Annotated in this window: 17 protein-coding genes, 1 tRNA gene and 1 riboswitch; of the genes, 11 read left to right on the top strand and 7 right to left on the bottom strand. The window is 52.3% G+C overall.

Going from position 1 to position 20,305, the window contains the following annotated elements:
- Positions 1-20: 20 nt before the first annotated feature.
- Complete coding sequence (locus TH3_RS00615; RefSeq protein WP_007091851.1) at positions 21-1,679, bottom strand: methyl-accepting chemotaxis protein; 1,659 nt, start codon at positions 1,677-1,679, stop codon at positions 21-23.
- Positions 1,680-2,187: 508 nt separating this feature from the next.
- On the opposite strand from TH3_RS00615, the gene TH3_RS00620 reads away from it, so the two are divergent.
- From TH3_RS00620 to TH3_RS00635, 4 genes are all read left to right on the top strand, one after another.
- Positions 2,188-3,768 (top strand): tetratricopeptide repeat protein, encoded by a 1,581-nt coding sequence (locus TH3_RS00620; RefSeq protein ID WP_233421822.1) that lies wholly within the window; start codon positions 2,188-2,190, stop codon positions 3,766-3,768.
- 211 nt (positions 3,769-3,979) lie between these two features.
- On the top strand, positions 3,980-4,459 hold the full coding sequence (gpt, locus tag TH3_RS00625) for a xanthine phosphoribosyltransferase (RefSeq protein WP_007091853.1): 480 nt from the start codon (positions 3,980-3,982) through the stop codon (positions 4,457-4,459).
- 136 nt (positions 4,460-4,595) lie between these two features.
- Positions 4,596-5,684: a PQQ-dependent sugar dehydrogenase gene (locus TH3_RS00630; RefSeq protein ID WP_233421823.1), complete on the top strand. Its 1,089-nt coding sequence runs from the start codon at positions 4,596-4,598 to the stop codon at positions 5,682-5,684.
- Between the two features lie 88 nt (positions 5,685-5,772).
- A tRNA-Gly gene (locus tag TH3_RS00635) sits at positions 5,773-5,846 on the top strand.
- A gap of 74 nt (positions 5,847-5,920) precedes the next feature.
- On the opposite strand, the gene TH3_RS00640 is transcribed toward TH3_RS00635, so the two are convergent.
- Positions 5,921-6,703 carry a thermonuclease family protein gene (locus TH3_RS00640; RefSeq protein ID WP_007091855.1) on the bottom strand — a complete coding sequence of 261 codons (783 nt, stop codon included), beginning with the start codon at positions 6,701-6,703 and terminating at the stop codon, positions 5,921-5,923.
- Positions 6,704-6,911: 208 nt separating this feature from the next.
- Between TH3_RS00640 and TH3_RS00645 the strand changes: the two genes are divergently transcribed.
- The 3 genes from TH3_RS00645 to TH3_RS00655 all read left to right on the top strand — a co-directional run bounded on the left by TH3_RS00645 (position 6,912) and on the right by TH3_RS00655 (position 9,913).
- Entirely contained in the window at positions 6,912-8,330 is a 1,419-nt protein-coding gene (locus TH3_RS00645; RefSeq protein WP_007091856.1) for a TrkH family potassium uptake protein, read from the top strand.
- Between the two features lie 96 nt (positions 8,331-8,426).
- A complete protein-coding gene (locus TH3_RS00650; RefSeq protein ID WP_037991106.1) occupies positions 8,427-8,615 on the top strand; it encodes a DUF3012 domain-containing protein in 189 nt (62 codons plus the stop codon).
- Positions 8,616-8,905: 290 nt separating this feature from the next.
- The gene (locus TH3_RS00655; protein WP_007091858.1) at positions 8,906-9,913 is read left to right on the top strand and encodes an aspartate-semialdehyde dehydrogenase; all 1,008 of its coding nucleotides are present in this window, start codon (positions 8,906-8,908) and stop codon (positions 9,911-9,913) included.
- A 71-nt stretch (positions 9,914-9,984) separates the two neighbouring features.
- Here TH3_RS00655 and TH3_RS00660 read toward each other — a convergent pair whose 3' ends face one another.
- Both TH3_RS00660 and purU read right to left on the bottom strand, forming a co-directional pair.
- A complete protein-coding gene (locus tag TH3_RS00660) occupies positions 9,985-11,421 on the bottom strand; it encodes a sensor domain-containing diguanylate cyclase (RefSeq protein WP_007091859.1) in 1,437 nt (478 codons plus the stop codon).
- Positions 11,422-11,649: 228 nt separating this feature from the next.
- Positions 11,650-12,555 (bottom strand): formyltetrahydrofolate deformylase, encoded by a 906-nt coding sequence (purU, locus tag TH3_RS00665; RefSeq protein WP_007091860.1) that lies wholly within the window; start codon positions 12,553-12,555, stop codon positions 11,650-11,652.
- Between the two features lie 307 nt (positions 12,556-12,862).
- Between purU and TH3_RS00670 the strand changes: the two genes are divergently transcribed.
- The 4 genes from TH3_RS00670 to TH3_RS00685 all read left to right on the top strand — a co-directional run bounded on the left by TH3_RS00670 (position 12,863) and on the right by TH3_RS00685 (position 16,043).
- Positions 12,863-14,311 (top strand): TrkH family potassium uptake protein, encoded by a 1,449-nt coding sequence (locus tag TH3_RS00670; protein WP_007091861.1) that lies wholly within the window; start codon positions 12,863-12,865, stop codon positions 14,309-14,311.
- A gap of 186 nt (positions 14,312-14,497) precedes the next feature.
- Positions 14,498-15,103 carry a TetR/AcrR family transcriptional regulator gene (locus tag TH3_RS00675; protein WP_007091862.1) on the top strand — a complete coding sequence of 202 codons (606 nt, stop codon included), beginning with the start codon at positions 14,498-14,500 and terminating at the stop codon, positions 15,101-15,103.
- 15 nt (positions 15,104-15,118) lie between these two features.
- Complete coding sequence (locus tag TH3_RS00680) at positions 15,119-15,406, top strand: YciI family protein (RefSeq protein ID WP_007091863.1); 288 nt, start codon at positions 15,119-15,121, stop codon at positions 15,404-15,406.
- Positions 15,407-15,437: 31 nt separating this feature from the next.
- Complete coding sequence (locus TH3_RS00685) at positions 15,438-16,043, top strand: DNA-3-methyladenine glycosylase I (protein WP_007091864.1); 606 nt, start codon at positions 15,438-15,440, stop codon at positions 16,041-16,043.
- Between the two features lie 180 nt (positions 16,044-16,223).
- Here the strand turns inward: TH3_RS00685 and TH3_RS00690 are convergent, their stop codons facing one another.
- The 3 genes from TH3_RS00690 to TH3_RS00700 all read right to left on the bottom strand — a co-directional run bounded on the left by TH3_RS00690 (position 16,224) and on the right by TH3_RS00700 (position 19,968).
- Entirely contained in the window at positions 16,224-17,684 is a 1,461-nt protein-coding gene (locus TH3_RS00690) for a sensor histidine kinase (protein ID WP_007091865.1), read from the bottom strand.
- Positions 17,685-17,752: 68 nt separating this feature from the next.
- Entirely contained in the window at positions 17,753-19,180 is a 1,428-nt protein-coding gene (locus tag TH3_RS00695; RefSeq protein ID WP_007091866.1) for a dihydrolipoyl dehydrogenase family protein, read from the bottom strand.
- Positions 19,177-19,968 carry a TVP38/TMEM64 family protein gene (locus TH3_RS00700; protein ID WP_007091867.1) on the bottom strand — a complete coding sequence of 264 codons (792 nt, stop codon included), beginning with the start codon at positions 19,966-19,968 and terminating at the stop codon, positions 19,177-19,179. The genes TH3_RS00695 and TH3_RS00700 overlap by 4 nt, the downstream gene beginning before the upstream one ends.
- A 214-nt stretch (positions 19,969-20,182) precedes the next feature.
- Positions 20,183-20,257, top strand: a riboswitch (SAM riboswitch).
- Positions 20,258-20,305: the final 48 nt, after the last annotated feature.

The following is a 20,305-nucleotide window of genomic DNA, read 5'->3' on the forward strand; positions in this document are numbered from 1 at the left end:
TGTTTCCGGCAATCTCGCAATCAGCTGGTGCGGACTTCATCAAGGAAGTTGCCGACCTCGCTGCGCAGCGTTCCTGATTGCGCGCCAAGTTTTTCGGAGGCATCAAGTACCTGTCGGGCAGCATCGCCGGTCTGGCGGGCCGCAGACTGCATTTCATGGATATGGCTTGTGACTTCCTGCGTACTCTGGACCGCCTGCTGCACGGAGTGTGAGATTTCGGACGTCGCCTGTCCCTGTTCCTGAACTGCGGCGGCAACCTCGGATGCGATTTCGTTCAGATTGGCGATGATGCTGGTGATGCCATCAATTGCACCAACAGCTTCCTGGGTCGATCCCTGAATGCCGGAAATCTGGGCTGAAATATCCTCGGTCGCGCGTGCTGTCTGATTGGCAAGGTTTTTGACCTCGTTGGCCACCACGGCAAAGCCTTTGCCCGCGTCACCGGCACGTGCGGCTTCGATCGTGGCGTTCAGCGCCAGAAGGTTGGTCTGTTCGGCAATGGCCTGAATGATCTGGACCACTTCGCCGACTTTCTGTGCTGAAACATCAAGCCCCTGAACCATTTCATTGACCCGATTGGCTTCGGTGCTGGCGTTGGCGGTAATGTTTGACGTGTCATTTACACGCGCACTGATATCGCGGATTGAAACAGATAGCTGTTCGGCAGCACTGGCAACCGTTTCGACGCTATGATTGGCCTGCTCAACTGCGGCAACCACTGCCTGCGAACCGGATTCGTTCTGATGAACGGCCGCAACCATTGTCTGGGCGACTTGCTGCATTTCGCTTGATGCGCCCGATACACCGTCGACAACACCCATGACGGTCTGTTCGAAACGCCCGGCAAGGCCGTTCATTGCCTCTCGCCGTTTTATTTCTGCGCGCTCGCGTTCCTGTTCGCGTTCCCGATCAAGTTGGGCAACTCGGTTGGCATTTTCCTTGAATACTTCGACCGAGGCCGCCATCTGGCCAATTTCATCGGTGCGATGAACGCCAGGGATGTGAATGTCGCGATTGCCATCAGCAAGGGCCGCCATGGCACCATTGATTTTAACAAGCGGGGTAATGATCTGATTGCGCAGGACAAACCAGGTGCTGCCCAGAAGGACGGCAAGGATTGCCGCCGCAAGGGCCAACTGGATGATGACGGCCTGTTTTACCTCGGCATTTACGCGCTCCAAGCTCCATGCGGTCAGCAGCATGCCGCGATATTGATCTTCGTCCCGGCGTTTGGAATATTTGGTAATCGGCGCAGCAACAATGACCGCATCGTCAGAGATGAAGCTGACAACTTCCTTGTTTTCAAGCCGCTCCAGATAAGGTTCGGCAAGTGCAGCCAGATCGTGTTCGGGAAGGTTTTCGGATTGATAGGTCGCAATGGGTTCGCCGTCCGGATTGGCTGCCACCAGCGATGCCAGCTGTGATCCTTCCTTGTCGGTGATCTTGCGAAATTCTTTTTCGACCGAGTTGCCGTCCATGGCAATAAAGCCCGGTTGCACGGCTGTTGACAGCATTTCGGTTTTTTCGACCGACTCATTATACATGATTTCGATCATCGCATCGCGTTGCGAAACCGTCTGGATCGTCATCATTGCGCCGAAGCCGACAATCAACAATGCAACCACAACCAGAATAACTTTGCGTCCGACAGAGCCGCCGGATCGTTTGGTTTCGGCCATTTAAGGTCTCCCGTCCTTTGAAGCCTGATGAATTTTTGTTTCCTCGAAATCCTCTCGTCTGCCAGCGATCATTTGAGGCTGTCGTGGCATGAACGATCAGGATTGGTATCGTTCCGGCTGTCATCCGAATGGTGATTTCGGGGACCTGCCAAAGCGACGATATTTATTCTTTCTGACTTCCCCTGATGTAAAACTCCCTAGGGAACGGGAAGCTTTTTGATGCTTTCCTTCGGACCCCACAAAAAAGCTACTGCAAAGCGGCGGATAACCGAAATAATTAAAATAGGCCTGTTTGAAATTACCGGAAACTTGCGAAATGCGATAAAATCGTCCGGCATCATTCAAGTTTTTAGTAAATAATGCTGTTCGGGTAACCGGTGTTTCTCGTGATGCGAATCGCAGGCTGACTTCGTCGGTCCTAACATGCCTATTCATATGGTGATGGTGGCTTGTGTTTTTGATGCTGTCCGATCACGATGCTGCAGTTTTTGCGGGACGGGGAACCCGAATGGCTAAGTCCAGAACCATAACAAAATCGCGTGCCACCAAAAAAGACAGGAAAACCATGGCTATTTCCGGGGTGAAAAGCCCTGTGACCAAGCCCGCGGGTGATGACAGTCCAAAACTGCCCAAAGGCGAAATCGGTGCCCTTGATCAAATGCGAGGCGATGAACCCGGATCAGCAAGTTTATCGTCCCGACCGGCACCGGATATTGCGGTTAACCGTTCTGACAAATCGGAACTTTTTGCGCGCGCGCTTGAAGCACATCAGGCGGGCAGGATTGACGAAGCGATTGCGCTTTATGGTGCTGTCCTTCGACAGAACCCGGATCAACCCGATGTCTGGAACAATCTGGGCGTGGCACTTCGCCGCAGCAAACGCCATGATGCGTCACTTGTTGCTTATCGTCGCGCGGCGGAGTTAAGGCCGGGAAATGCCGGGCTTTGGTCAAATATGGGCAACTGCCTGCGTGAAATGATGCGCTTTGAAGAAGCCACGGCCGCGCATGACAAGGCCCTCGAACTTGATGCTTCAATCAAATCGCATCCGTTTAATGCCGGTCTTGTTTTTCGAGATACCAACCGTTTCGAGCAGGCAATCCGGCATTTTGATGCAGCATTGGCGATTGATCCCGACTATGTCGACGCCAACTGGGACAAGGCATTGGCCCTTCTGGCGATGGGGCAATATGAGGCTGGCTGGGCGGGATATGAAACGCGCCGCAAACTGGCCGATAACCCTATCCGTCCTCTTGAAGGTGCTCCGGAATGGGACGGCAAGGCTGATTTGCGTGGCAAAAGACTGCTGCTGCGCGCCGAGCAGGGCTTTGGCGACATGATACAGTTTGCCCGTTTTGTGCCAATGGTCGGGAAGAAGGCCGCGCATATTATCCTTGAATGCCGATCAGAATTGATCCCGGTGATGCGTACGGTTGCCGGTGTCGGAACAATTGTTGAAAAGGGCGCAAAACTGCCGCCCTTTGATCTGCATGTACCGTTGCTAAGTCTGCCGCATGTTATGAAAATCAACGAAGCGGAATTACACCGCGTATCTGCCGAACCCTATTTGAGTGCACCGAAAGGCAAGCAGGCACGGCTGAGCCCGCCACCGGGAACGGTGCTTAAGGTCGGACTGATATGGGCAGGCAAACTTAATCCGCGTGACCGATCCTGCCCGCTTGAAAAGTTGATGCCGCTTATGGCTCAGAAAGGGGCCTGTTTTTACAGTTTTCAGGTCGATGAACGGCGTGGTGACATAGCCAAACTTGGTGCCAATGCCCTGATTACCGACATGGGTGAACATATTCATGATTTCGGTGACAGTGCCGCGTTGATGAAGGCGATGGATCTGATCATCACAATTGATAGTGCCCCTGCCCATCTTGCCGGCGCGCTTGGTGTACCGGTCTGGATGTTGCAGCTTTATACAACGGATTGGCGGTGGATGGTCGGGCGGGCCGACAGCCCGTGGTACCCGACGATGCGGATTTATCGGCAAGAAACACCGGGGGATTGGGCTACTCCGATTGGAAAGCTGGGGGCTGATTTTGCCAATCTGCTTAAGGCGCGGCTGGGTGCCACGGCATAGTCAAAACGATGGGTCGCGATATTTTTGCCCGATAGCGGGCGATTGTCTGATCAATTCTTTGGACAGGAACGGTCCCGCCCCTTGTGTTTGACTGTGACTCAGCGTAGGAAAGCGCCTTAAATTTACGAAGAATATCGACCGCTGTCCGGTCTTTCTCCTGATTTGGTATGACAGACAGCAGGCGATCCGTTTTTTGCGCAGGAGAAAGCTTGTGAGCGAAGCTGCTTATAACAAAGGTTTCCCGGTTTCCTGGGAACAGATGCATCGCGACGCACGTGCATTGGCGTGGCGTCTGCTTGAAAAAGGTCCGTACAAGGGCATTATTGCGATTACCCGTGGCGGTTTGGTCCCGGCGGCCATCATCGCACGCGAACTTGATATCCGTTTGATTGATACGGTTTGCGTTCGCAGCTACTCTGACAAGTCGCGCGGTGATCTTGAATGGCTTAAGGGGATCGAAGGTGACGGCACGGACATGCTGATCATCGATGATCTGGTCGATACCGGCAAAACCGCAAAGGCTGTGCGTGAAAAACTGCCAAATGCGCATTTTGCGACTGTTTATGCCAAGCCGCTTGGACGCGAGATCGTCGACAGCTTTGTGACGGAAGTTTCCCAGGATACGTGGATTTATTTTCCTTGGGATATGGAGCTTTCGGTTAACGCACCGATATCCGAACGCGTCCGCTAATCGGTCTTGAAGATCTGATCGTATCTTTCTCAAGGCCCGTTGGACCGAAAAGGAGGACACGATGCAAAATCAAAATTGCCCGGCCTGCTATCGTCAACCGTCATTAACGGTCCGATGGGCCGGGCGTTTGTTTTTTATGCTGGGATTCTGCGCCCTGAGTATTCTCGGTGCAGTTGTTCCGGCATTGGCAGATAATTTGCCGCTGCAGACCGCGAAGGCGATGTCACTGCTAAGGCCGGAAAGCGGCTACAGGCTTGAATTATTCGCCGCGGTAAATAATGCGCGCTCTATTGCTGTTGCCCCGGAACTGAAGGGTATTTTCGTCGGAACGCGTGGTCCCAATCTTTATTTCGTGCGTGATGCGGATGGGGATGGCAAGGGCGAGGAAGTCAATCTGATTGCTGATGACTTCAAGATGGCGAATGGCATTGCCTATAAGCCCGGAACCCTGTTTGTCGCCGATCAGCACCGGGTTGTGTCCTATGATCTTTCAGATTTTGACGGAACAGCATTGGGACGCGCGCGCATCCTGTTTACCAATCTGCCGGACAAGCGCCATCATGGCTGGCGATACGCCGCACTTTCCCCGGATCAAAGCCGCCTGTTCATTGCCGTTGGCGCGCCGTGCAATATCTGCAAGGTTGGTGGGCTGGAAGGTACGATTATTTCCATGCCGATCAGCGGTGGGGCACCCAAAATCTATGCCAGCGGTATCCGTAATTCCGTAGGGCTGACGTTCCATCCCGACACCGGAGATTTGTGGTTTACCGATAATGGCGGGGATAACCTTGGTGACGATGTTCCGCGCGAGGAATTGAACCATGCCATCGCCGAAGGGCTGTTTTATGGATATCCCTGGTATGCCGGAAACGATACGCGTTCCCCGCAGTTTGCCGATGAAACTCCACCGGCTGAGGTTACCTTTCCTGCCTTTACCTTTAATGCGCACAATGCAGCGCTTGGTCTTACCTTTGACGATGGTGATGCACTTGTGGCGTTGCACGGATCATGGAACCGGACAATTCCGGATGGTTACAAGGTTGTGCGGGTGGAATTTCGCAATGGTGAACCTGTGGCGACCAATCCGTTCCTTGATGGTTTTCTGCGCAGCAACGGCGAAGTTGTTGGCCGCCCGGTAGACGTAAAGCATTATATTGATGGATCGATTCTGGTGTCGGACGACCACGCCAGTGCGGTTTGGCGACTGGTTCCGACAAAGAAATGACACGGGCATGACAGGTTTAAATAAATTATTCCGGTATCGGGGATGGGCTTGCACCCATCCTGAAACCGGGCTATAAAACCGCCGCTTAGCGGGTGTAGTTCAATGGTAGAACGGCAGCTTCCCAAGCTGCATACGAGGGTTCGATTCCCTTCACCCGCTCCAAGCTTTCCACATATTTCGATGCCAGATTGCCGTGCAGGGACGGTTGCTTAAAGAAACCGTTCGGTCAGATCGGCTTACTTTTGCATCGGCGCGTAAGAAAGGTTCTGTTTGCGGGCTTGTTCATCGCTACACAGAAATTTTGCCTTATCCGTGACGAGCTCCTCATAGCGGGGGTCCAGGGTGCTGACATAGTGCCCATTGACCACTGTGGCGAAAAGACAGCGTCCGCTTTCACCATCAAGCCGTTTGCCTGATCTCCATTCGGATGGCGGGATCATATCGCCGCCCTGAATGCCGATCCCTGCATTATCGGCTTCTTTCGAAAGACCGTCATATCGGTGGGAATATCCTTCGATCGGAAGGGCCTCGCCGTCACTGACCATCGCTGCGGCCACATCGCGTTCGCCAATGCCGCATTCGACAATCGGGAAATCGTCACCTTTGCCAGAATGTTGCTGATCACCGGGCCAGCAGCGCACCGTGAAGGGGGCCATGGCGAAATATTTGCGAAGCTGCATGGCCGATGACATGCCGCAATCCCAAAAACTACCGTTATGCAGGCATTGCTGTCCAAGTTCCGGTGCATCGATCCCGGCAATATCGGCAACGACGCCATCAATCATGATTGTATCACCGTCAATGACCAGAACATCGCGTCCTTCTGCCTCCAGCGCCATTTGATCGCTTTTTTGCTTGTCATCCCCTGCCGCTTGAACCGGTTTGTCCTGCAAATAGACGGCAAGTGAAAAAGCAACAGGAATGGCAAGCAGGATAATCAGGCGGAAAAAGCGGTTCAAAGTGACCTCGATGGTTTGGTGATTGGACAGAGGCGATGCAATCGAGATACAGAATGGCATAAATGACTTTGATAAGGACAGCCGAAAACAACGGCAAAATAATGACCCCCAATATCGGGAAATTTGCGGCTCTGATTCCTTCTGTGAAGGTGCATCTGCGATAACAGGATGCAATCGCTGTCGTTTGGCTGTAAAAGCGGATTTCCCGAGTTAGGCACGGACACTGTTCTTGTTTCGACTGCAACCCATCTTTTTCGTCGTAGGTATCATGGTCATCATCATCGGTGTGTCGATGATGATCCCGGCTGCGGTCGATTTGTATTACGGTAACCCGGATTGGAAAATCTTCGCGCAGGCGTCGATGACCAGTATCGGGCTTGGTGGTATGGCTTGTCTTGCCTGCCGGTCTGAAATGGGCCCGCGTGTGACAGCCCGGCAGGGATATGTCCTGACAGTTTTTTCATGGGTCGCGATCAGTCTGACCGGGGCATTGCCCCTTTGGTTTTCATCTCTTGATATCAGTTTCTGCGATGCGGTCTTCGAGACTGTTTCGGGGCTGACGACAACCGGATCGACAATTTTGTCCGGGTTGGATGATATGCCGCCCGGGTTGTTGCTTTGGCGGTCGATTCTGCAGTGGCTGGGCGGCATCGGGATTATTGTTACAGCGCTTGCATTGTTGCCTATGATGCGGGTTGGCGGAATGCAGCTCTTTCAAATGGAAAGTTCGGACCGTTCGGAAAAGCTGAGTCCGCGCATTCGTGACATGTGCCTGCAAATCGTGATGATTTATGTCGGCCTTAGCATCATCTGCATGGTGTTGTACCGGATTTTTGGCATGACCTGGTTTGATGCGATCAATCATGGCATGTCGACTTTGGCGACTGGCGGTTATTCAACATCCGATCTCTCATTTGCCAAATTCGATTCCAGTTTGGCGCTGCACTGGGTCGGCATCATTTTCATGTTTGCTGGTGCCCTGCCTTTTACGGCCTATGCCGTTCTGATTCGCAAACGCGATATCAGCGCGATAATAAGTAATCAGCAAATAAGGCTTTTTCTGCTTGTCATTGCCGTTTTCACCGGGCTTTTGACACTGAGGCTGATGCATATTTCTGATGACGGCTTTTTCAGGTCACTGACCATGGCTGCGTTTAACCTTGTTTCGGTGATCACGACAACCGGTTACGCGTCGGGCGACTATCTGCAATGGGGACCAGCGGCGATCATGCTGTTCTTCTTTGCGACATTTATTGGCGGGTGTTCCGGCTCTACGGCCGGCGGATTCAAGATGTTCCGGCTTTATGTCGTGTTCACCGGACTTAAAGCCCATTTCATGCGGCTTCGCAGTCCTTCGGCAGTAATAGTAAGCCGGATCGATAAACATGAAATCACTTCTGACATCTATAATGCGGTAACGGTCTACGTCTTCCTGCTAACGATCAGCTATATCGCGATCAGTGTCGCATTGGCTTTTACCGGGCTTGATCTGGTGACCTCGATGAGTGCTGCGGCGACGTCACTTGCCAACGTTGGTCCGGGCCTTGGCCCGATTGTCGGTCCGGCAGGGAACTTCCAGTCATTGCCTGATGCGGCAAAATGGATTCTTGATATCGCGATGGTGCTTGGGCGGCTGGAATTTGAAACATTTCTTGTGCTTTTGATGCCAGCCTTCTGGCGGGACTGATTTCGGTCATTAGTGACGAATGCCCGCAGCATTGCCGTGGTTTTGCCCGATACGGGCAGTCGTTTTCATCTGAACAAATTAACGAAGGACACGCAAATGGCAAAATGGAACATTCCCGGTCGTAAACTCGTTCTTGGCTTGTCGGTTTTGATGGTGGCCGGGGCGCTCGGTGCCTGTTCGCCAGAGGTTGGCAGCAAGGAGTGGTGCGAGGACATGAAAGCAAAGCCAAAAGGCGACTGGACGGCCAACGAGGCAACAGACTTCGCCAAGCATTGCGTTTTCTGATCTTCGATTACCTGTTGCATGGGGGCTTTGGCCCGACACCCTCTAATGATGCCCTTTGGCTGCCGCATGTCGGGAAAAACGCCAAAGGGCAGAATTTTGCGTAAAACCCGAATAAAAATGAATGGAACAACTCGTTTAGAGTGGCGTTTGAGTTTCAAGATTGCCGTGTATGCGTGCGATGCAGCAAGCTGCATTTGCCAACGCACGAGAAATCCCTATAATGCGCGGCCCGCGAGCAATCGCGTAAGTCGAGAATGACAACAATTTTTATACGAGGTTAGACAATTATTATGAGTGCCGAAAATCTCCATGTCGGTGTGATCGGCGCAACCGGTGCGGTTGGCGTCGAGCTGATCAATGTTATGTTTGATCGCAACTTCCCTGTGGGTGAACTCACCCTGTTCGCATCCGAGCGTTCTGCAGGCAAGACCGTGGAGACTAAGTACGGTACTAAGACCATCGCACTGTTTTCGGTTGAAGAAGCCAAGCAGTGTGACATTGTCTTCCTTGCAGTTTCCGGTGATTTCGCCAAGGAATTCGCCCCGCAGATTGCCGAGGGCGCGCTGGTGATCGACAACTCTTCGGCGTTCCGTCTGAATGACGATGTGCCGTTGATCGTGCCGGAAATCAATGGTGATCTTGCCAAGACTGCCAAGCTTGTTGCCAATCCGAACTGCACCACTGCGATTGCAGCCGTGGCTCTTTGGCCGCTGCACAAGGCATTTGGTCTGAAAAAGGTGTTTGTATCCACCTATCAGGCGGCGTCTGGTGCGGGGCAGCCGGGCATGAACGAACTGCGTGAAGGTTTGGCCGCAGGTCTTGAAGGCAGGCCGGTCCCGGCCGAGGTGTTTGCTCATCCGCTGGCTTTCAACGTTATCCCGCATATCGATAGCTTCCAGGAAAATGGCTATACCCGCGAAGAGATGAAGGTTACCTGGGAAACCCGCAAAATCTTTGGTACGCCGAACCTGCCAGTATCGTGCACGGCTGTGCGTATTCCGACCGAGCGTACCCATTCGGAGTCCATCGTGATCGAAACCGAAAAGGCTGTGACCCCGGCGGCCGCGCGTGAGGCACTGGCGAATGCCAAGGGCGTTAAACTGGTCGATGATCCGGCAAACAATGTCTATCCGATGCCGATCAACGCGACCAAGCAGTATGACGTCGAAGTCGGTCGTATCCGGTCAAACCTGATCTTTGGTGATCATGGTCTGGAACTGTTTGTTGCCGGTGACCAGTTGCTTAAAGGTGCCGCGTTGAACGCAGTCCAGATCGCTGAAGCCTATATCGCGGATTAAGCGATATAACGGATGCTAAATGAAAACGGCCCCGATTTCGGGGGCCGTTTTTGTTTGTGAAATCACCATATTCAGGCAACAGAGATGTGATCCCGTCCGGTATTTTTGGCGGTATAAAGCGCATTATCAACACGTGTGATTAGCGTTTCAAACTCCTCGCCATCACGATATTCCGTGATGCCGGCGCTGACTGTGACCAGAATGTTATCCCGTCCGAAACGTATCGGGTGTTCGCGAATGGCATCAGCAATTTCGCGTGCCTTGGTCATGGCTTCCTGCCGGTTGAGTCCAGGCAGAAGAAGAACAAATTCATCACCACCCCAACGGCATAGCGTATCTGATTCCCGCGAATGATGGCGAATGGTGGTGGCAACTTCCTTAAGCGTTGCATCACCTCCCGGATGGCCGAACGTATCGTTGACCTCTTTGAATTCATCAAGATCAATACAGACGATGCCAAGCGGTTCTGCCCGGCGTTTGCAGGATTTGGCCACACCTTCAAATACCAGATCAAAAACCTGTCGATTGCACGCACCGGTCAGCTTATCGCGCGATGCCAGTTCTTCCAGGCGGTTCTGATAATTGCGGATCGTCAGATATGCGGCAATGCTGACAATTGCCGTGATCAGAAGGGATATGGCGATATTGATCAGGAAGGTGGTTTCAATCTGCTGATCACCGATATGCTCCTTTTGTTCAACCAGCAATAACCAACCGAATTCGGGAACAAGGCGACTGTTGACGAAATAGGTTTCACCGTGGTCCTCGTAGGTGATCGAAGAGCCCGGAGACGTCAGAATCTGCGTCGCATGAATACGAATGCCATCGCGATCATGCAATGTTTCGGACGTGCCAAAGCCACTGCCGTGCAGGGTGATGCGGCCTTCCTGATCAACAAAGTAAATCGTCCGGCCATACCGTTTCTGATAGGTTTCTATCAGGCGGGTCACAGAGTTGACGGATAGGCCAACACCGGTAATGCCGATGACATTGCCATCATAATCGCGCACCTGATAATTGACGAAAACGGCCAGGCGCGACCGGTCTGCGGTATCGTGATCAACATTGATTTCATAAGGTTTTTGATTGTCGCGGGCCTGAAAATACCAGAAATCAGCCGGATCATCTCTGGATACCTGCTTGATCATGCCGGTCGGGTGATAATAGTTCCGGGTTTTATCCGAGATGAAATAAGCTGTGACCGTGTCATAGCGCATCTGGATTTCGCTGAGATAGCGAATGATTTGTTCGGGATCATTTTCCCCGCCAAGCGTCCAGTCGCGGACAAAGGTGTCCTGCGCCATCAGTGACGAAATAAAGATCGGTTGCAACAGGTCGCGCTGGATTTCCGAATAGATGTTGTCACTGGTGAGTGGCAGGGTGCTCTCGGAAATCTGCTGTTCCAGCGATTGTCGTGCGACATAGAAGCTGACAAAACTCGTGGTCAGAAATCCGACAACGAGCAAAATGCATAAGACGACGGCGAAATAGATTTTCTTTCCCGGCACGGAAAGCCCCCAAGGTAGTTTCAGGGCAACGATATTCGTTGCAAGTTATTGTTATTTTGGGAATTTTATTTTCCCAAGTATAATTTATTCGATAATTTTCATGTTTTCTATCGGCCATTTCGCCGAATTAACGAATTACTTTCATAGGTAGTAAATTATATCAAAAAATAAACCGCCAGTCATTAAAGCTGGCGGTTTGATGAGAGATTGTGGTTTCGCGTCTGTGTTTTATCGACGGAAGACGACGGTCTTGCTGCCATTGCGGAAAACACGATGTTCGCAATGCATCTGAATTGCGCGCGAGAAGACGACGGATTCAATATCGCGCCCGATTTCAACCATGTCTTCGGCCGTCATCGTATGATCGACATGTTCGATGGCCTGATGGATGATCGGTCCTTCATCAAGGTCGGCTGTGACATAGTGCGCAGTTGCCCCGATCAGTTTCACGCCCCGCGAATGCGCCTGATGATAAGGTTTGGCACCCTTGAAGCTGGGCAGGAAGGAGTGATGAATATTGATGCAGCGACCTTCAAGTTCGCGGCACAGATCGGTTGAAAGAACCTGCATATAGCGCGCCAAACCAACCAGATCGGCATCGTGTTCGTCGACGATATCAAGCAGTTTGGCTTCCTGGGTTGCTTTGGTTTCTTTGGTCACCGGGAGGTGATAGTAAGGAATTCCGTACCATTCGACGATTCCACGCATGTCTTCGTGGTTTGAAACAATGGCCGGGATTTCGATATGCACATTGTTTGAGGCAACCCGGTGCAGCAGATCGTTCAGGCAGTGGCCAAACTTTGACACCATCAGCAACACTTTTGGCTTCCGATGGAAATCGTGAAGTTCCCACTGCATCGTGAATTTTTCTGCGATGGTGGCGAATTTATCGGCAAATTCGGCCTTTGTGCGTAGGGCACGACCGGCATCGAATTTCACGCGCATGAAAAAGCGATTGCTCTGCGGGTCGCCGAATTGCTCCAGCTTGTTGACGAACGCGCCTTCTTCGGCAAGGAAGCTGGTGACACCGGCGACGATCCCGAACGTATCCGGGCAGGTGATCGTCAGGATGAAGGTTTTGGCGAGTTCGGACATTTCCGCTTTGTCTTTCGGTTTATGAATTTTGACCTGCATGCGATATACCGGCGTTGGCAGGCCGTGCCAACCCGGAATTGGCGTTAAACAAGCTCTGCCAACGCTGATAGACCTAATACGCATAGCTCTATGATTGAAGGCATGAAATTACGATCAAGCAAGGAGCCACACGTTTAAAAGCTGGACATTGGCAGGGCATGTGCGAAGAATTCCGCTTCGTTTGCTGGAAGATGATGCAAACGAACTGGTTTTTCGGTTATGCAGTGCAGCTTGTCGGGATAATCGCGAAGACATGTCATGCCCGGTTCAATGGGAACGGGCGTAAAACATGGTACGGGGCTTTTCATTGATCGATTTTCGTCCAATCCTTTTCATTATCGGCATTTTGCTGTGCACCCTGTCGATCGGGATGTTCATCCCTGCCTTGGTTGATATGTATTACGGGCAACGGGATTGGTTGGTGTTTTCAGCCGCGTCGGCCGTATCGCTGTTCATCGGCGGTGCGCTAGTGATGATGAACCGGACCGAGAATCTCAAAATCACATCGCGACAGGCTTTTATCCTGACCACAACAAGCTGGCTTGTTCTGACTGCCGTATCCGCATTGCCGTTTGCGTTTTCCGACCTTGATATGAGCTACACGGACGCGTTCTTTGAAGCGATGTCGGGGATTTCGACGACCGGTTCGACCGTGATCGTCGGACTTGATACTGCCCCACCGGGCATTTTGCTATGGCGCGCACTTTTGCAGTGGCTTGGTGGGATCGGGATCATTGTGATGGCAATTGCCGTCATGCCGATGCTGCGTGTTGGCGGTATGCAGCTTTTCCGGATGGAAAACTCTGACAAGTCCGATAAGGCTTTTCCGCGTGCAACCCAGATCGCCATTGGTATCGCCAGTTTGTATCTGGGCTTTACCATAATTTGGGCGTTTCTTTTGTGGTGGGCGGGTATGCCCGGATTTGATTCGATTGCCCATGCGATGACGACGATTGCGACCGGTGGCTTTTCGACCAAGGACGCATCGGTCGGGCATTTTGATAATGCCGCAGTTGATGTGATCATCACATTGGGTATGGCAACGGGCGCATTGCCCTTTATCCTTTATCTTCAAATGCTGCGTGGCAGGACCTTGGCGCTTTTTATGGATGGTCAGGTTCGCTGGTTCGTTGCGATTGCCAGTTCGATCATTCTGGGTCTGACCATCTGGCATTCGCAAACAAACGATGTCGCCTTCCTGAATGCGCTTCGATACACGTCGTTTAATATCATTTCCGTGATGACGGGGACTGGCTACGCCACAACCGATTACGGCCTTTGGGGACCATTTGCCGTTACGGTATTCTTTTTTGTAATGTTTATCGGCGGCTGTGCCGGCTCAACGACCTGCGGGGTCAAGATATTCCGCCTGCAGGTGCTTTACGAAATCGCCAAGGTTCAGCTTTCTCATATGCTGCGGCCTCATGGTGTTTTCATCGCTTATTATAACCGGAAACCGCTTTCCGAAGACGTTACGGAATCGGTGCTCAGCTTTTTCTTCCTGTTCGTCTTCTGCTTTGTGGTTCTGGCGGCGGCTCTTGGCGCAATGGGTCTTGATTTCATTACGGCGGTTTCAAGTGCCGGTACAGCGATTGCCAATGTCGGTCCCGGACTTGGTCCGATTGTCGGTCCGTCCGGTAACTTCGCAACCCTGCCAGACGGGGCAAAGTGGTTGATGTCGATCGGTATGCTGATTGGCCGGTTGGAGGTCTTCACCGTTCTGGTGCTGCTGTTCCCGGCTTTCTGGCGCGACTGATTTTACTCTTCCAGCCTGCCATGATACCCCGCCTTTGTGCGGGGTTTTCTTTTTCTTTCTAAGTTGATTGTCACCGAAACCCGTTGCGATTTGATTGATTGACAGATTGGGTCATTTGTCCTAAATCTCAAATAGGGCAATTGTCCTAGTCGAGTTTCAAGCACCCATCATTCAGGTTGAACAGACATGATCGTGGAACAGGGCACGCGCGAACGGATTGTCGAAGCTGCGGATCAGCTGTTTTATCAACAGGGGTTCGAGCCGACCTCCTTTGCAGATATCGCAGCCGAGGTCGGCATATCGCGTGGCAATTTCTATTATCACTTCAAAACCAAGGACGAGATTCTTGATGCCGTGATCAATCGGCGTCTGACCAATACCGAACAGATGCTTGATCACTGGGAAGCCACCGGAGAAAACCCGGTCGCCCGCATTCGAAGTTTCATTCATATTCTGATCGTCAACGGGGAAAAAATCCGACGTTACGGATGCCCGGTCGGAACACTTTCTGCCGAACTGGCAAAGCTCAATCATGCTGCGCAAAGTGACGCGGCGGGACTTTTTACCCTTTTCCGCGTCTGGCTAGGTCGGCAGTTCACACGACTTGGCTTTGCCGAACGATCAGACGGTATGGCGATGCATTTGCTTGCGCGCAGTCAGGGTGTGGCGGCGCTTGCCAATGCGTTTGGTGATGAAAAATTCGTCCAGTACGAAGTCGATCAGATGTGTGACTGGCTGGATGGACAGATGCGGTCGCTTCGTACCCGGAACAACCATGCAGCAACCAAATGATCAGGGATAATAACGATGTTCACCATTTTACTGACGTTTTCGGAGAATCGATCGAAGGCATCGCAGTTTATGGAGGGCCATAAACGATGGATCAGCCAGGGGTTTGATGAGGGCGTGTTTCTGGTGGTCGGCAATCTCCAACCCAGTCGGGGAGGGGGAATTCTTGCGCACAATACGACCATGGAAGAGTTAACGGAACGTCTGAATGCCGACCCGTTTGTTATCGAAAAAATCGTCGAGGCCGAAATCATTGAAATCACCCCGGCCAGAATGGATGAACGTTTGGAATTCCTGAAGGCGTGATATCTCCGGGACTAAGAAAAGAGGGGGCAGTATGGGAACCACAACGATCAGCGCAGACGGCAAAACACGCTGTAAATGGTGTGATGCAGCACCAGAATTTGATGTCTATCACGATACGGAATGGGGCTTTCCTGTTGGTGATGATCGCCGGTTATTTGAAAAGATCTGTCTGGAGGGTTTTCAGTCCGGCCTTAGTTGGCGTACGATTCTGACCAAACGCGAGAATTTCCGCACCGTATTCCATAACTTCGATTTTGATCTTGTTGCTGAGTTTACAGGTCGTGATGTTGAGCGGCTGCTTCGGGATGCGGGCATTATTCGCCACCGTGGCAAGATCGAAGCCGTCATCAACAATGCCAAACGTGCGCGCGAAATGGTGGCACTAGAAGGATCGCTTGCCGCTTACTTTTGGCAGTTCGAGCCAAGGGAGGATTCTGTTGCAAAGCCGCAGACTGCATCCATGTCTGAAATTTCGGTCGCACTTTCAAAGGATCTGAAAAAACGGGGTTGGAAGTTTGTTGGCCCAACGACCGTCTATGCCTTTATGCAGGCAATGGGCTTGATTAACGATCATGCAGAAGGATGCTTTATGCGACCGGTAATCGATGCTGCGCGCCGGGAATTTGAACGGCCGTGATTTTAGAGAAGGTGGCGATGCCAGACCTAGGGTCAGGAGCGGATCGGGGATCGGGATATTGGTCCAGCATCGCCTTGACCCAACAATGCCAAATGAAATTCATTTGGTGAAATCGAATGTAAATTTAAATTCGATAGAAAAAATCTATTACTATTGATTCTTTAGCGGAAGCCGACAACTTCACATTATGACCCGGAGCTGCACGCAAAACGTTGCGCCATCCGGCCCTGTCGCGCTCAGGCGAAGGTCCCCTTCATGGGCCAGGATCATTTCCCTTGCGATGGCAAGGCCAAGACCGGTTCCGCCTTTCCTGCCGGTTGCGGCGAACGGGACAAACAGATTTTTGATTGCCTTTTCAGGTAAGCCGGGCCCGTTATCTATGATCAGGATTTCAGCAAACGCGTCCTCTTTATTCTGATCATTTGCAGGTGCCAGTTTGACGGTCACCTCAGTTGCCCCGGCATCTAACGGATTGCGGATCAGGTTGCTGAAGGCACGAAAAAGCTGATCATAATCGGCTTCAATCATCAGTTCCGGCGGCAGCTCGATATGGATTTTGGCCTTGCAGGGCTCCTTGGCCGTATCGAGGCTTTCCGGCGCCAGAAGACTTTCACCACCATTCTGCAACAGCACCTGATCGCGCACTTCCTCGATCAATTCGATCAGGGTAAATCGCGCGATATCAAGTGTTGGTGGTGCTTCACGGGCAAAAGACAGCGTTTGTTCGCTGATATAAACCGCACGCTCCATCGATGATAACAGGCGGGGGACGACGGCACGGACTTCCTGATCCTCGCTTTGGGCAAGCTTCTCGGTCATCAGCATTGAGGTTGCCAATGCATTGCGCAGGTCGTGGCTGATTTTTGTTGCCGCGGTTCCAAGAGCCGCAAGACGACGACGTTGGTTTAACATTGCCTGCAAATCGTGCTGCATATTGGCCAGTTCGTGCCGGGCGATGCCAATTTCATCGTCACGATCGTCTGGCACGATGACTGATCCCTGATCCTGCGGATTTTCGCGAAAACGGATCATGTCGCTGGTTAATGTTCGCATCGGCCGGACCAGAAGCCGGTTCAACGCAAAATAAACCAGCCCGGCGGTAAAGAAAGAGATCACCAGCGATAACCCCATCACCCGCCAGCCGAAATTGCGCATGTCTTCTGCCAGACCGTGTTCATGAACCAGTATTTCGATTTCGAAGTCCGGTGCCATGGATGGCATGCCAACCACACGCAACATACGATCATGCGGCTGGGTCAGGGTCGAAAGACCTTCATACAATGCCATCAGGATGGAAAAGGTCGTCAGATCGACGTCATGATCGACCTTTGCGGGCATATCATCGCGCTGAAGCAGCAATTTGCGATCATCACGGCGTAAAATAACCGCTTCTATCCCGGCATTGGACAACAGTTCCTTTTCCAGATCATCGGGGATCATCTGATCGGGTGTGGCTTCCAGTGCCAGTGCCGCCAGGTAACCGGAATCAAGGTGCGCCTTAAGCCAGTCGACCCGATATCGGGCAACAGACGGTGCAAAGACGAAAATTTCGGCAAGCATCACAAACCCCACAGTCAGCACGAGCAAACGTGCCGACAGCGATTTGGCCCATGGGGGCAGTTTGAGATGTGGGCGTTCCATGACAAATGTTAGCCAGAGACGGGGAAAAATGTACAGTGTTTCAGAAGCTTGTCCCCACTTTGACCGTCCTAGCCGAATTTCAGCAGGAAGCGGACGAGCTTGCGAGTCTTTTCGCTAAACAGGCTGGGTGTGTACCACGCCCCGGCAACGCGTTTGGACAATTCGCCAAGAGTCGGATAAGGCGCGATCATTCCGGCAATCGCCCCGATTTTCATTTTCTGGGATATGGCCAGCGACCAGAGGCCGATAAGTTCCCCGGCTTGGTGACCAACAATACCGGCACCAAGGATTTTACCGCGTGTTGTGGTCACGATTTTGATAAAGCCTTTGGTTCGGGCTTCGGCCCGTGCGCGATCATTTTCCGCGTATTGCCAGGTAACGACCCTGATTGCATCGCCAAATTTTTCGCGTGCGGCGGTTTCGCTTAAACCGACCTGTGCCAATTCCGGATTGGTATAAGTCACCCATGGAACCGCTTTGTGATCGACTTTGGCTGGCAGGCGGAACAAGGCGTTACGAATCACAATGCCAGCATCGTAACCCGCCATATGGGTAAATTGCAGACCACCTGTGACATCGCCAATGGCAAAGATTTTGGAATTGCTGGTGCGTAATCGTTTGTCGACGTTGATCCCGCGCGCGCTGTATGTCACCCCGGCCGCGTCGAGGCCAAGATCATCGATAGTCGGTTTTCGTCCTGTCGCAATCAGAAGGTGGCTGCCTTCGATGGTGATATCTGCACCGTCATGCTCGATGATAACGCGTATCTGATCGCCATGTGTCTCCACCCGCTTGGTTTTGACCTTTTCATACAGGCTTATGCCAGAAGACTCGATCATATCGCGAACCACAGCCACAAGATCGGGATCGTCCTTTGGCAGGATCGTTGCCATTTCGATTACGGTGACTTTTGCGCCAAGCTGCTGGTGTGCCTGTGCCATTTCAAGGCCGATGGGGCCACCGCCAATGATGATCAGGTGATCAGGGCAAATCCGGTTTTCAAAGATGGTTTCGTTGGTAAAATACGGGACGGCGTCAATCCCGTCGATTGGTGGAACGGCTGCACGTGACCCGGTCGCAATCACAAACCGTTTGGCGTGAATGCGTTTGCCGTCGGCGATGACCTCGTTCGGGCCGGTAAAATGTGCTTTGGCCTCGATAACCCGACAGCCGAGTTTTTCAAATCTTTCAACCGAGTCATGCGGTGCAATACCAGCGATGACAGAATGGACATGATCCATGGCGCGCGCAAAGTCGATTGCCAACGGGCCGGTGTCGATACCAAATTGAAATGCTGTCCGGGCATTCTCGGCCGCGTGTGCCGCAGCCAGCAATGCCTTGGACGGAACGCAACCGGTATTCAGGCAGTCGCCGCCCATCTTGCCCTTTTCTATCAGGACAACATCGGCACCCATCTGGACCGCGCCGGCAGCAACCGAAAGCCCGCCTGATCCGGCGCCAATGATACAGATGTCTGTTTTGATTATGTCGCTCATCGGGTGTTTGCCCCGCTATCGCGGTTACGGAATTTTTTATAGGCCACCGGGATCATTGCCAGCACAGCCAGGCCGATGATCGGGGTTAGAATGCGGGGTTCAAAAATAATGCCAAGATCGGGAGTCTTGCCCTGATCAAACAGTGCACCCAAACCATCCCCGATTGAAACATACACAAAGGTGCCCGGGATAATTCCAACCGCCGTACCCACAACAAATGACCGAAATTTTACCCCCAGCAGAGCCGGGACCAGATTAACCAGCCAGAACGGAAATAACGGTACAAGCCGCAGGACCATAAGGTAGCTGAATGCGTTTTCGGCAAAGCCAGCTTCCATTTTACGGATTGCACTTCCGGCCTTGGCACGCATGAGGTCATAAAAGGCATAGCGCGCGGCAAGATAAACGACTGTTGCGCCAATGGTCGCGGCAATCACGACATAACCCGTGCCCAGCCACGCTCCGAACAGAAACCCGCCAACAATGGTCAGTATCGACCCCACCGGAAGCGACAGGGCAACGGCAATGGCGTAGCCCGCCATAAAGGTAGCAACGCTCAGAACCGGATTATCTGCGACAAAATTCTGCAAAATATCGCGATTTTCGCGCAGGGTTTCGAACGATAAATAATCCACCGCACCAAATAGCCACGCGAGCACCAATCCGGCAAACAGGATCGAGACCGGCAGAAATTTGCGCCAAAGTGGCGTTCTGACGCTGGTGGCTTGCCCGGACTTGAAATGATCTTTGGTCGTGTGCTCTGACGTCATTGAATGTGTCTTGGTCATTGATTTTACTGTCTTAACCGCCTCTCTGAGGGAAGCGGCTTTTAAAGGATTGCATGTCTTGGCCGAACAATAGAGCGAAAAAGCACGAGATGCTTATGAACTGCTTTCACCATTGCGTGAGGCCACCAGGAAACTCCCATATGGATTCAAAGACGGACAGGTATGATTGTCGGGTGCGTGATGCTTGACGTCGGGGAAACCAAGTCGTATCGTCGGGTTTCTTCGTGGGATTTGTCGACCGGCTTGCGACCACGTAAAAAATCGCTAAAGAGGGTAATCGTGGCTTCGGCCCTGACCCATCGTGCCGGTCAGGGTTTTTTTGTGTCCGGGTCATCCC

Origin of the sequence: Thalassospira xiamenensis M-5 = DSM 17429 (assembly GCF_000300235.2) — a bacterium.
Lineage (GTDB): Bacteria > Pseudomonadota > Alphaproteobacteria > Rhodospirillales > Thalassospiraceae > Thalassospira > Thalassospira xiamenensis.

Coding starts and splice junctions, on each gene's coding strand:
- TH3_RS00615 (WP_007091851.1), bottom strand. CDS start 1,679: ATGGCCGAAACCAAACGATCCGGCGGCTCTGTCGGACGCAAAGTTATT.
- TH3_RS00620 (WP_233421822.1), top strand. CDS start 2,188: ATGGCTAAGTCCAGAACCATAACAAAATCGCGTGCCACCAAAAAAGAC.
- TH3_RS00630 (WP_233421823.1), top strand. CDS start 4,596: ATGCTGGGATTCTGCGCCCTGAGTATTCTCGGTGCAGTTGTTCCGGCA.
- TH3_RS00640 (WP_007091855.1), bottom strand. CDS start 6,703: ATGCCATTCTGTATCTCGATTGCATCGCCTCTGTCCAATCACCAAACC.
- TH3_RS00645 (WP_007091856.1), top strand. CDS start 6,912: ATGGTCATCATCATCGGTGTGTCGATGATGATCCCGGCTGCGGTCGAT.
- TH3_RS00650 (WP_037991106.1), top strand. CDS start 8,427: ATGGCAAAATGGAACATTCCCGGTCGTAAACTCGTTCTTGGCTTGTCG.
- TH3_RS00655 (WP_007091858.1), top strand. CDS start 8,906: ATGAGTGCCGAAAATCTCCATGTCGGTGTGATCGGCGCAACCGGTGCG.
- purU (WP_007091860.1), bottom strand. CDS start 12,555: ATGCAGGTCAAAATTCATAAACCGAAAGACAAAGCGGAAATGTCCGAA.
- TH3_RS00675 (WP_007091862.1), top strand. CDS start 14,498: ATGATCGTGGAACAGGGCACGCGCGAACGGATTGTCGAAGCTGCGGAT.
- TH3_RS00680 (WP_007091863.1), top strand. CDS start 15,119: ATGTTCACCATTTTACTGACGTTTTCGGAGAATCGATCGAAGGCATCG.
- TH3_RS00685 (WP_007091864.1), top strand. CDS start 15,438: ATGGGAACCACAACGATCAGCGCAGACGGCAAAACACGCTGTAAATGG.
- TH3_RS00690 (WP_007091865.1), bottom strand. CDS start 17,684: ATGGAACGCCCACATCTCAAACTGCCCCCATGGGCCAAATCGCTGTCG.
- TH3_RS00695 (WP_007091866.1), bottom strand. CDS start 19,180: ATGAGCGACATAATCAAAACAGACATCTGTATCATTGGCGCCGGATCA.
- TH3_RS00700 (WP_007091867.1), bottom strand. CDS start 19,968: ATGACCAAGACACATTCAATGACGTCAGAGCACACGACCAAAGATCAT.